This window comes from Boseongicola sp., from assembly GCF_057460485.1.
This window is the reverse complement of record NZ_JBVCWP010000130.1, coordinates 1-10,688: the sequence shown is the minus strand read 5'-3', so window position 1 is coordinate 10,688 and position 10,688 is coordinate 1. Positions and strand designations below refer to the sequence as shown.

11 protein-coding genes are annotated in these 10,688 nt (G+C 57.8%); 7 read left to right on the top strand and 4 right to left on the bottom strand.

Annotated elements, in window-relative coordinates; genetic code table 11:
• The 3 genes from AC221Y_RS14350 to AC221Y_RS14340 form a co-directional block, all read left to right on the top strand.
• Window positions 1–876 (top strand): adenosine deaminase (locus tag AC221Y_RS14350; RefSeq protein WP_486707583.1); only part of this gene is annotated, 876 nt, incomplete at its 5' end.
• Entirely contained in the window at window positions 873–1,505 is a 633-nt protein-coding gene (gene upp, locus AC221Y_RS14345; protein WP_299758273.1) for a uracil phosphoribosyltransferase, read from the top strand. The genes AC221Y_RS14350 and upp, both read left to right, overlap by 4 nt.
• A 70-nt stretch (window positions 1,506–1,575) precedes the next feature.
• A complete protein-coding gene (locus tag AC221Y_RS14340; RefSeq protein WP_486707582.1) occupies window positions 1,576–2,031 on the top strand; it encodes a hypothetical protein in 456 nt (151 codons plus the stop codon).
• Here AC221Y_RS14340 and AC221Y_RS14335 read toward each other — a convergent pair.
• On the bottom strand, window positions 2,028–3,038 hold the full coding sequence (locus tag AC221Y_RS14335; RefSeq protein ID WP_299758277.1) for a hypothetical protein: 1,011 nt from the start codon (window positions 3,036–3,038) through the stop codon (window positions 2,028–2,030). The genes AC221Y_RS14340 and AC221Y_RS14335 overlap by 4 nt on opposite strands.
• A gap of 158 nt (window positions 3,039–3,196) precedes the next feature.
• Between AC221Y_RS14335 and AC221Y_RS14330 the strand changes: the two genes are divergently transcribed.
• Both AC221Y_RS14330 and AC221Y_RS14325 read left to right on the top strand, forming a co-directional pair.
• Complete coding sequence (locus AC221Y_RS14330) at window positions 3,197–5,215, top strand: NADPH-dependent 2,4-dienoyl-CoA reductase (protein WP_299758279.1); 2,019 nt, start codon at window positions 3,197–3,199, stop codon at window positions 5,213–5,215.
• Window positions 5,216–5,395: 180 nt separating this feature from the next.
• Window positions 5,396–6,301, top strand: a complete 906-nt coding sequence (locus AC221Y_RS14325) for a LysR family transcriptional regulator (RefSeq protein ID WP_299758282.1) — start codon at window positions 5,396–5,398, stop codon at window positions 6,299–6,301.
• 79 nt (window positions 6,302–6,380) lie between these two features.
• Here AC221Y_RS14325 and AC221Y_RS14320 read toward each other — a convergent pair whose 3' ends face one another.
• The 3 genes from AC221Y_RS14320 to AC221Y_RS14310 are packed head-to-tail and all read right to left on the bottom strand — an operon-like array spanning window position 6,381 to window position 8,763.
• Window positions 6,381–7,307 carry an OmpA family protein gene (locus tag AC221Y_RS14320; protein WP_486707581.1) on the bottom strand — a complete coding sequence of 309 codons (927 nt, stop codon included), beginning with the start codon at window positions 7,305–7,307 and terminating at the stop codon, window positions 6,381–6,383.
• A complete protein-coding gene (locus AC221Y_RS14315; protein ID WP_299758288.1) occupies window positions 7,307–8,035 on the bottom strand; it encodes a GNAT family N-acetyltransferase in 729 nt (242 codons plus the stop codon). The genes AC221Y_RS14320 and AC221Y_RS14315 overlap by 1 nt, the downstream gene beginning before the upstream one ends.
• On the bottom strand, window positions 8,032–8,763 hold the full coding sequence (locus AC221Y_RS14310) for a competence/damage-inducible protein A (RefSeq protein ID WP_299758291.1): 732 nt from the start codon (window positions 8,761–8,763) through the stop codon (window positions 8,032–8,034). Before AC221Y_RS14310 ends, AC221Y_RS14315 begins: the two co-directional genes overlap by 4 nt.
• Window positions 8,764–8,811: 48 nt before the next feature.
• Between AC221Y_RS14310 and sfsA the strand changes: the two genes are divergently transcribed.
• Both sfsA and map read left to right on the top strand, forming a co-directional pair.
• Complete coding sequence (gene sfsA / locus AC221Y_RS14305; RefSeq protein WP_299758293.1) at window positions 8,812–9,519, top strand: DNA/RNA nuclease SfsA; 708 nt, start codon at window positions 8,812–8,814, stop codon at window positions 9,517–9,519.
• A 98-nt stretch (window positions 9,520–9,617) separates the two neighbouring features.
• Entirely contained in the window at window positions 9,618–10,400 is a 783-nt protein-coding gene (gene map, locus AC221Y_RS14300; protein ID WP_299758296.1) for a type I methionyl aminopeptidase, read from the top strand.
• The last annotated feature ends 288 nt before the right edge of the window (window positions 10,401–10,688 follow it).

The window sequence follows — 10,688 nt, the reverse complement described above, 5'->3', positions numbered from 1 at the left end:
ATTTTCGATGAAAGCGGCGGGTATAAGTACAAGGACTTTTGGGACTTTCTGAAGGTCTATGAGGCGGCGACCAGCGTGTTACACACACCTGAGGATTTTGCGCGGCTGACGACGGCGGTTTTGGAAGAAAGTGCCGCATCGGGTGTGATTTATTCTGAGACGTTTCTGTCGCCGGATTTCTGTGGGAACCGCGATGTGGGGGCCTGGCGCGAATACCTTGCGGCTATTCGTGAGGCGGCCGATGCTGCCGAGGCCGAACATGGAATTGTGTTGCGCGGGATCGTCACGTGCATCCGACATTTTGGCCCTGATAAAGCACGCGAAACGGCGAAATGTGCGGCGGAAACGGTTGGTGACTGGATCGTGGGGTTCGGAATTGCGGGCGACGAGAAAGCTGGCAAGCTTAAGGATTTTGAGTGGAGCTTTGATTGCGCCCGCGAGGCGGGATTGCGGCTGACGGCGCATGCCGGCGAATGGGGCGGGCCTGAAAGCGTACGCGATGCGCTGGACGATCTCCGCGTTGAACGCATTGGCCACGGTGCGCGCGCGATCGAAGACCTGACTTTGGTGGACCGTTTGGTGAAAGACGGGATTGTTCTTGAGGTCTGTCCGGGGTCAAACGTGGTCTTGGGTGTTTATCCTGACTGGCACTCTCACCCGATCCATCGTCTTAGGGAGCGGGGCGTGAAGGTGACGGTCTCGACCGATGACCCGCCGTTCTTCCACACGACGATGGTGAATGAATACAACCGTTTGGCAGATGCCTTTGAGTGGGACGAGGGGGTCTTCGACGAGATCGCCCGTACCAGTCTGGAGGCCGCGTTTTGCGACGCGCAAACGAAAGCGAAACTTTTGAAACGAATGGAGCCATCATGAGCAAGCATCTGACTGTCGTCGACCATCCGCTTGTTCAGCACAAGCTGAGCCTAATGCGGGATAAAGACACGTCTACGGCGGTGTTTCGCCAGCTTTTACGAGAAATCAGCCACTTATTAGCGTATGAGGTGACACGCGGGTTGCCGATGACCACGCGCGAGATCGAAACGCCGATCAAAACGATGCAAGCGCCCGTTCTTGACGGTCGCAAACTTGCGCTGGTGTCGATCTTGCGCGCAGGCAACGGATTGCTTGATGGGATGCTTGATCTGATCCCGTCGGCGCGAGTTGGGTTTGTCGGGCTTTACCGCGATGAAGAAACGCTGAAGCCGGTGCAATACTATTGTAAGTTGCCGAGCGAATTGTCGGATCGATTGGTCATTGCCGTGGATCCGATGCTTGCGACCGGTAATTCATCGGTTGCGGCGATTGATCTTATCAAAGAGCGCGGGGCGACGGACATTCGGTTCCTCTGTCTGCTGGCTGCGCCCGAAGGCGTGGCCCGCATGAAAGAAGCGCATCCGGACGTACCCGTGGTCACAGCGTCGCTTGATGAGCGATTGAACGAGCTTGGTTATATTGTGCCTGGGCTTGGCGATGCGGGAGATCGGATGTTTGGGACAAAATAGGCTAAACGCTCTTTACAGGGCTGGGTAGTCAAGTCATTTTAGCCACAACATCTTGGGGAAGGATCGATCCATGCGCGCATATATTGGTAGTTTAGCGGTTTTTGTCATTTCCGCAGTGGCGGCCACAGGCTCTCCAGCGCAAATGCCGCCGGACGATTACATCGGGGGCGCGTTTGTTGACAGTGAGGGATGTGCTTTCAGTCGCGCTGAGATGAATGACGCGATTGTCTGGGTCGCACGACTTGATGCTTCACGCGCTCCGATTTGCGACGAAGTGCCGACGTTTTCGGGAGCAACCGAAAGAGTGTTCGTGACGTCTCCGGTCTCGGTCAGTGCGGCGGCGACGTCCGCGCCGGTCGTTTCAAAGCGCGCAGTACCTGCTAACGCTTTCTCACCAAAGGGGTTCCGGCCGGCGTGGAATGACGGCCGGCTTAATCCGAACCGGGGGCCGCGCACGTCTGCAGGGGACGCGGCAATGTTGCGGATTTGGTCTAACGATGTGCCGATGGTTCGGCGCGGGAACTAGGCCTCACAAATCTGTTGAAGCGCGATCCACTCGCTGTCCGTCAAAAGCGGGGAGGTCGGGATTTGTGCGCCTGCATTCGCCAGGATCTCGACTGTCTCAGCCGCTGGGGAAACAGCCGTGAGATAGGCGTTGGGTTTCACTTCTGTAAGGATAAATTGATTCGCAAGCGCGCGGCTGTCGAGCGTCGCCCGATTAGCCACGATCAGGCGCTCGGCATGGGCGCGCAAGTCGTCCCCAGACATGTCCCCCGTCGTCAAAAGTCCAAATGCTGCGCCAAGGCCTGCGTCTTTTAACAAGCGCTCGAACGGGTCGTTTTCAACGCGTCGGAGGTTTTCGGCCAGAAGGAAACCGGCAAGGACATCCACCGTTTCAAAGTCTTCGACTAGCTTGTGGCTGACCAACAACGTGCCGCCTGGCAGATGTTGCGTCGTTTCAAGCGCCGAAGGAAGAATGAGTACGGTCAGGCTGTCACCGGGAAACAGGCGTTCCGTCAACCGGTCAAGGGCTGCCCGGGCTGTTGGTTGTTCGCAATGCGCCCCCGTCAGCCGTTCAATGTCGGAAGTAAGCCGTGCCCCGATGCTGTCGCGTGTGGCTTCGGGAATGATGCTTGAGGCGTACTTTGAAAGCGCGCCGGGCAGCCAGAAAACACCCAGGCCAAGGATTGCCGCGCCGATGCCGCTAAAGATCAGTGTTCGAAGACGCCCGGGATGGCGACCTTGGCGGCGCACAGCGCGAAGCACTTTTTCCACCGCGTCGATCATTTCGTCGTCGGCAATTTCCAACGTTTCCGGAGTGTCATCGCCTGGGGCGTATATCGCGGGTCGCGTGCCGGGGTTTTGACGGCGGATGGCAGGCAGGGACCAGTGGGTGAGGGCGACCTCGTTAAGGTCGGTTAACGTGAGCGTTGCGTCTCCGATGGCGACGAAGATATCGCGCCTTTGCGCGTCATCATCGGCGCGCCAGACACCCTCGGATTCCAGCCGCTGGTATTTTGCAAGCACTGTCACCCGCTCGACCGCCCCGCGTTTGTTTGTTGTTGTCGCGACGTTAGCCGATCCATGCGGGCGGAACAATCTGGACCACGACACAATCTGACGCCGCGTTCCCACGTGACAGGGCCGCGAGCTTCGGCCAGGGTCTGGACACACTCGCAAAGGGCAAAGCCATGACCGATTACCCCCATCTTTTCCAACCTTTGGACCTTGGGCACGTGACGCTGCCGAACCGGGTGCTGATGGGCTCGATGCATACGGGATTGGAAGAAGTTGGCGATTTTGACCGGGTTGCTGCGTTCTATGGCGCGCGGGCGCGAGGCGGTGTCGGACTGATTGTGACGGGAGGAATGTCTCCAAACCGCGAGGGGGGTGTGCTGCCCGGCGCTGCGGGGTTGTTCAAGCCCGAGGATATTGCAAACCATCACCGCGTAACCGGGCGGGTGCATGAGGAAGGTGGTCGGATTGCAATGCAGATCCTGCATGCAGGGCGGTATGCATATAGTCCGGAATGTGTTGCACCTTCTGCGGTTAAATCTCCGATTTCGCCATTTGCACCGCGCGAACTGGATGAAGATGGGATCGAAAAGCAGATAGCCGACATTGCAACGGCTGCGGCGCGGGCGCGCGACGCAGGGTATGACGGTGTCGAGATAATGGGATCGGAAGGGTATTTCCTGAACCAGTTTCTGGTTACGCACACCAATCGGCGGACCGATCGCTGGGGCGGAATTTATGAAAACCGTATGCGCTTACCGGTGGAGGTTGTCCGGCGTGTGCGGGCTGCGGTTGGCGACGACTTCATCGTGATTTATCGCTTGTCGATGATTGATCTTGTGCCGAATGGCTCGACTTGGGACGAGGTCGTGACATTGGCAAAAGCGATCGAAGGGGTCGGTGCGTCGATCCTGAATACCGGCATTGGGTGGCACGAGGCCCGCATCCCGACAATTGCGACGTCCGTGCCGCGTCGTGCCTTCACCTGGGTTACAAGGAAGCTGATGGGCGAGGTGTCGATCCCGGTGATTACGTCGAACCGGATTAACACGCCCGAAGTTGCCGAAAGTGTTTTGGCCGATGGTTGCGCCGATATGGTGTCGATGGCGCGCCCGTTTCTGGCGGACTCGGATTTCGTTGCGAAGGCGAACGCCGGGCGTTCGGCGACAATTGCGCCCTGCATCGCCTGCAATCAGGCCTGTCTTGATCATACGTTTGAAATGAAAGTCGCGTCCTGTCTGGTCAATCCGCAAGCCGCCCATGAGACCGAGCTTCAGTACACGCCGACGAATGCGCCCAAGCGGATCGCGGTTGTGGGGGCGGGGCCTGCTGGATTGTCTGCGTCGATTGTTGCGGCTGAGCGCGGGCATGCTGTGACATTGTTTGATCGGGCGAAGGAAATCGGAGGTCAGCTGAACATGGCCAAGAAGGTGCCGGGCAAAGAAGAGTTCTTTGGTCTTATCGATTGGTACCGGACGATGTTGGTCGAGCATGGCGTTGATGTGCGGCTCGAAGTCGAAGGGGAGGCCGACGATTTGGTGGGGTTCGACCATGTGATCGTCGCGACGGGTGTTGTCCCGCGCGATCCCGGGATTCCGACCTCCGGCGGGATGCAAGTCGTGAACTACGTCGATATCCTGACGGGTCGCGCGGTTGCGGGCAAGCGCGTCGCGATTGTGGGTGCGGGCGGCATCGGCTTTGATGTGGCAGAGTTTTTGACCCATGACGGTGAAAGCCCGGCGGAAAACCTTGATCTTTGGAAGGAAGAGTGGGGGGTATCAGACCCGGGCAAGCATCGCGGTGGCCTTGCGCCAGAAGGGGCTTCGCCGGCGCCATCACCGCGCAAAGTGACGTTGTTGCAGCGAAAGGCCGAGCGTCCGGGCAAGCGGCTGGGCAAAACGACCGGCTGGATCCACCGGACAAGCTTGATGAGGAAGGGCGTAAAGATGATGGGCGGGACAGACTATGTTCTGATCGACAGACATGGTTTGCATGTGACGACATCGGATGGCCCCGCACTGATTGAATGCGATACGGTCGTCCTTTGCGCCGGTCAGGAGCCTGAAAGACGCCTTCGATCGGCGCTTGAGGGTCGGGGCGTTGAAGTTCACGTAATTGGCGGCGCTGACGTTGCGGCAGAATTGGACGCAAAAAGGGCAATAGATCAGGGCGCACGACTTGCGGCAGGCCTTTAGTGCTTAATATATTGATAATAAACCAAATAGTTGTATTTTGAGCTTTGCTCGGTCGTTTCCCATCCTAAAACGATCCCGACAATACCGGGAAATTGTCGGGGACTTTCCGCATTCTTGCCTGATTTCACCATCACAGAGGTGTTTGCCGGGGGGCGCAAAAGAATAAGGGTAAAGCTCCTAATGGACCGACTGACCGAAATGGAGGCGTTTGCAACCGTCGTTGATCAGGGCGGGTTCACAGACGCTGCCAAGAAAATGGGTATCTCGAAATCAGCCGTGTCAAAACACGTCTCGTCTCTGGAAGCCCGGCTTGGTGCGCGCCTACTGAACCGCACAACGCGTCGGGTGTCTCCGACGGAGATTGGCCTTGCGTACTACGACCGCGCCCGCCGCGTTCTAAATGATGCAGGTGAAGCCGACGCGCTTGTCACCTCGATGCAATCAGCGCCATCCGGGCTGCTGCGGATTTCCGTGGCGACCGATTTTGGCGTAAATCATCTGTCACCGGTGCTTGGCGATTTCCTTCAGGAATTCTCGGACATCACGGTGAACATGGTGCTCAACAACCGTTATGTGGAACTGATCTCGGAAGGCTTCGACCTTGCGATCCGCATTGGCGAGCTGGAAGACAGCACTTTGCGCGCCCGCAAACTTTGCGAAACCAACCGTCGGATGATCGCATCCCCGGACTACTTTGCGAAGTACGGTCGCCCCCAGAAGATTGACGACCTGAACGAACACAAGCTTCTGCATTATTCGAACAATTCCAGCGGAAACGTCTGGAAGCTGACCGCACCTTCGGGTGAAAAGCGGCAGGTTCGTACCGCCGGTTGGCTTACGGTCAACGATGGCCAGTCGCTTTTGAATGCCGCTATTGCAGGTCTTGGCATCGCCTATCTACCATCCTTCCTATATGCAGACTCGATGCAAAAGGGCCTTGTGGAAGAAGCGATCCCAGAGCTTCCGATCGAAACCCAAGGCATCTACGCTGTGTACCCACCGGGCCGTTTCACCCAGCCCAAGGTACGCGCGTTCATCGATTTCCTTGTCCATTCCTTCGCCGAGAAGGGCCCGGACAGCTGGTAACATCCTCTCTGTTTTGACGAGTGTTCCCTCTATAAAAATCAACTCGGGCGCCCTAGGGCGCCCGTTTCTTTTCGTGGGATCAGGTGCCGTCGGACAGCAAAATAACCTCGACACGGCGGTTTTCTGCGCGTCCGGCTTCGGTCAGGTTTGATGCAATCGGAGCCAAAAACCCGACGCCATCGGCCTGCATTTGCGCAGGATCCACATCGTAGCCATCTCGAAGGCGGCCACGCACGCTTTCGGCGCGACGCTGTGACAGCGCCGTATTTGCAGCAAGGCTGCCGACGGCATCGGTATGCCCGACGATGGCAATTATGACGTTTGGATTGGCGCGCAGCCATGCCGCAAGATCGGCCAGGCTTTCGGATGCGGCATCGCTAAGCTCAGACGCGCCAGACCCGAAATCCAGATCGTCCAGAACGGCATGTCCCCTTGTTTCAAGGTCCGAATGCAGGTCGCCGGATGCGTTCGCCGAGAGAGTAGACAGCGCCAACGACGCGTCCTCACGCGGAAGTCTCATGGGGAAAACCTCGGTGATGTGGACATAGCCCACTTGCGCATCGCGCGAGACCACAATCGAAACCTGACGGGCGTCCGTTGTGGCCTCATCTGAGTTTTCCATCAGAATATATCTGAAATCACCAAGATCGACGTGCATCTCTGGCTCGCCGAGAAGATCAAGCTGGAAGCGGAAATCGAAGCCTCCACAGGTTAGGCTTTCGCATTCGTAAACTTCGACGTACCCGCCTTCAAGCAAGGCTGTGCGGAGCGGGCGTAAAAGTTGGAGCGTTGTTTGCGCGCCTCCGCCAACGCGCAGCGTGCGTTTGCGGATAGCACCTTCGACCACAGGAGGGGCAATTTCCGCGGACCAGGCCGAACTGGGCAGTCTGACGGTGGACGCAGGCGATGCCTCGCGGCGGGTCTCAACCCCACGGGGGATCGAAAGATCCAATGCAGCTGCGGGGCTGACAGTTATCAAGAGAGCTAAAAAGGCGTTCCGGATCATCACTTTGCCTGTGGTGCACGACGATAGTGATACTGCCCAACGTCGCACATTCCAAGTGTGCGATACAAAGCATTTGCCGGCGAGTTGGCGCGGGTCACCATAAGCGCGAGCCATTCCGCACCTGTTTGATTCGCCCATTGGGCGGCGGCGTGCATCAAACAGGTGCCGATCCCACGGCGTTGCGACTCCGGGGCAACCTCTAGGGCGTGCAACATGGCGATATCGTCTGATTTGGCGACAAAGGCCGCTCCTAGACATTGGGTCGCGCCTTTGGCGACAAGCACGGTTTTTGTGTTCCTCACGCGGTCCATCACCGCGACCCGAGCTGGACCAATGCCGCCTTTTTCCCAAAGCGCGCGCACAACAGTGGAAGCGGGCCAAGTCGATTTGATTGTGGTGTCAGGCACGTCATGGGGGCGGTCTTTGATCGGCATCAGATAGATCGCGACGGGGTCCACAATGTCGTAATTGCGGGCCTTCAGCCATTCATCGAGGGCGTCGTCGCCTGGCCGCAACATGAACAAGGGGTGTTGCTGGAGGTCCCGCATTCCGACTTCCGCCGCTGTTATATCGTCTTTGCAAAGGTCAGCTGCAGCCGTTGCCGCGGAGACCCGCTGACCGCCACCAGCACCTTCCCGCAAGGTCCAGGGTGGCAGATTCACAAACCTCAAGGGCGGCCATGTTGCATCCAATGCAAGAAACAACTTGGACGATGTGGGGCGTGTCATCTCACAGCATCCGAGAACAGATCGATCAGTCTCCGAGTGGCCGCTGCAACCGCCTCGGAATCGCTCCCCCTAACCACGATATTTGCGCCATAAACGCCATTTTTTGTATAGGGATACGAGCCAAAGCTCAGGTCGTTGTACCTGGCGGCCAGGTCTGCGAGGGGTCCGGCGATATCGCCCTCACCACGCTCGATCCGGGTGGATGTGGAAACAAGCGGCGCTCCGCCTTTCAAGGTCGGCAGAACCGTTGCAACCATCGCCTGGAAAACCGACGGCACACCGGCCATCACATAGACGTTTTCAAGTTGAAACCCAGGCGCGGTCGAAACGGGGTTTTCGATTAATGTGGCGCCCTGCGGAATACGTGCCATCCGCAAGCGTGCATCGTTCAACTCCATGCCCTGCCGGTCATAGTGGGCCTGAAGGATCGCCCGGGCGTCGTCGCGCACGTCGATTGTCGCGTTGAAGGCAGCGGCAATGCAATCAGCAGTGATGTCGTCGTGGGTCGGGCCGATTCCGCCTGACGTAAAGACATGGTCGTAAGTCTTTGAAAGTATTTGTGTAGCGGCGATAATGGCATCGCTATCGTCGGACACAACGCGCACCTCCTTGAGGTCGATCCCGGCCTCGGTCAGCTGCCCAGCGAGATGGTAGGTATTGGTGTCCCTTGTGCGCCCCGACAAGATTTCGTCGCCAATGACCAGCACCGCAGCGGTTGGATTTGCCATTGTCTGAGGTCCTTGTTCCTTGGGTTTTGTCGGTATAGGCCGCGGCTCATGCTCTTTCCAACCCCTCTTGTTCCGGCACGACTTATCCGTCGCTACAAACGCTTTCTGGCCGATGTTGTTTTGGAAGGTAGCGGCGAGATGGTTGTCGCGCATTGCCCGAACCCGGGCGCGATGCTGGGGCTGGCGGACGAGGGCATGCGGGTTTGGCTGGAGCCGAACAATGATCCAAAAAAGAAGCTGAAGTACGGATGGCGTCTTGCTGAACTGCCCGGCGGTCATCTTGCGGGTATCGACACCGGCGTGCCGAACCGCGTTGTGGGCGAGGCCCTTCACGCCGGAGCGATTGGCGAACTTGCGGGATGGGACACCATTCGCCCCGAGGTGCGTTATGCCAAGAAAAGCCGGGTGGATTTCCTGCTGAGCGGCGCAGACGAGCCGGATGTCTATGTTGAGGTGAAGAACGCCCATCTGCGCCGAAACGGGGATTTGGCTGAGTTCCCCGATTGCGTGACAGCGCGTGGTGCGCGACATCTTGATGATCTGGCCGCGATGGTGGGAGAGGGGCATCGAGCGGTCATGCTGTATCTGGTCCAGCGGACGGACTGCGCCCGTTTCGATCTCGCCCATGACCTTGATCCAGCTTACAGCGCGGCCTTTGAAAGGGCGCGGAACGCCGGGGTCGAGGCGATTTGTTATGGCACGGTGATCACGACCGATGGCGTCGTTTTGGGCGCACCGCTTCCGATTGTGACATGACGCTGCGCCGCAGTGACTGGCGAATTCCCGGCGAACGATTTATATCAACCTGAAACGACACAGGAATTGAGATTTTGGACGACCGTAGGCAGGGCCGGATGACGAAAGATGGCATCCGCATTTATGATCGCGAAGACTACGCAGGCATGCTTCATGCCGGAGAGTTGGCTGCGCGTATTCTTGATGAAATCGCACCACTTGTGGTGCCGGGGGCGACCACCGGAGAGATCGATGCCACGATCACTCAGATGGTGCAGGACGCAGGCGCGACCTCAGCGACGATCGGCTACAAGGGCTATCAGCACGCAAGTTGTATCAGCGTTAACCATGTGGTCTGCCACGGCATTCCTGGTGATAAGCGTCTGAAAGAGGGTGATATTTTAAACGTCGACGTCACCGTGATTGTCGATGGATGGTTTGGGGACACAAGTCGGATGTATGCGGCCGGAACGTTGTCGCGCAAGGCTGAACGTTTGGTGCAGGTCACTCATGACGCTTTGTTCAAAGGCATCGAAGCCGTGAAACCCGGCAATACTTTCGGAGATATTGGCCACGCCATTCAGGCCTATGTCGAAGCGCATCGCATGTCGGTCGTGCGCGATTTCTGCGGTCATGGGTTAGGTCGCGTGTTCCATGCGCCGCCGAATGTTTTGCACTATGGGCGTCCTGGAACAGGTCCTTTGTTGGAGCCGGGAATGTTCTTCACCATAGAACCCATGGTTAATTTGGGGCGTCCCGAGACCAAGGTATTGGCCGACGATTGGACTGCTGTTACGCGCGACAAGTCTCTGTCGGCTCAGTTTGAGCATTCGGTGGGCGTGACTGAGGACGGTGTTGAAATCTTCACGCAATCACCAGGTGGGAAGTTTCATCCTACCTAGGGTGGTAGGACGGGTGTGTGTTCCGTCGTGCACAGGCATGGTGTTTGAAGCGCATTGCAAGAGCCGGCATTTTGGAAGCATTGCTAAGCCAGATCTCAACCAATGTGATCCCTGCTGATGGAAATCGTTCAAGACCTGTGCTCTGCTTCTTTAGGCGTTCGGGGAGTGAATGCGTTTCAATCCAAGGCAATCTCTCGAAGGGCGCGGCCCGAGACTTAGATGAGAGGCGAAAAGCCCTTTTTGCAGGAAGTTCGGGGGCCGGGTTTTGATGTGGAGCAACCACCGGGT

Bases quoted from the DNA above. Each gene is read 5' to 3' on its own strand.
- upp (WP_299758273.1), top strand. From the start codon at position 873: ATGAGCAAGCATCTGACTGTCGTCGACCATCCGCTTGTTCAGCACAAG.
- AC221Y_RS14340 (WP_486707582.1), top strand. From the start codon at position 1,576: ATGCGCGCATATATTGGTAGTTTAGCGGTTTTTGTCATTTCCGCAGTG.
- AC221Y_RS14330 (WP_299758279.1), top strand. From the start codon at position 3,197: ATGACCGATTACCCCCATCTTTTCCAACCTTTGGACCTTGGGCACGTG.
- AC221Y_RS14325 (WP_299758282.1), top strand. From the start codon at position 5,396: ATGGACCGACTGACCGAAATGGAGGCGTTTGCAACCGTCGTTGATCAG.
- AC221Y_RS14320 (WP_486707581.1), bottom strand. From the start codon at position 7,307: ATGATCCGGAACGCCTTTTTAGCTCTCTTGATAACTGTCAGCCCCGCA.
- AC221Y_RS14315 (WP_299758288.1), bottom strand. From the start codon at position 8,035: ATGACACGCCCCACATCGTCCAAGTTGTTTCTTGCATTGGATGCAACA.
- AC221Y_RS14310 (WP_299758291.1), bottom strand. From the start codon at position 8,763: ATGGCAAATCCAACCGCTGCGGTGCTGGTCATTGGCGACGAAATCTTG.
- sfsA (WP_299758293.1), top strand. From the start codon at position 8,812: ATGCTCTTTCCAACCCCTCTTGTTCCGGCACGACTTATCCGTCGCTAC.
- map (WP_299758296.1), top strand. From the start codon at position 9,618: ATGACGAAAGATGGCATCCGCATTTATGATCGCGAAGACTACGCAGGC.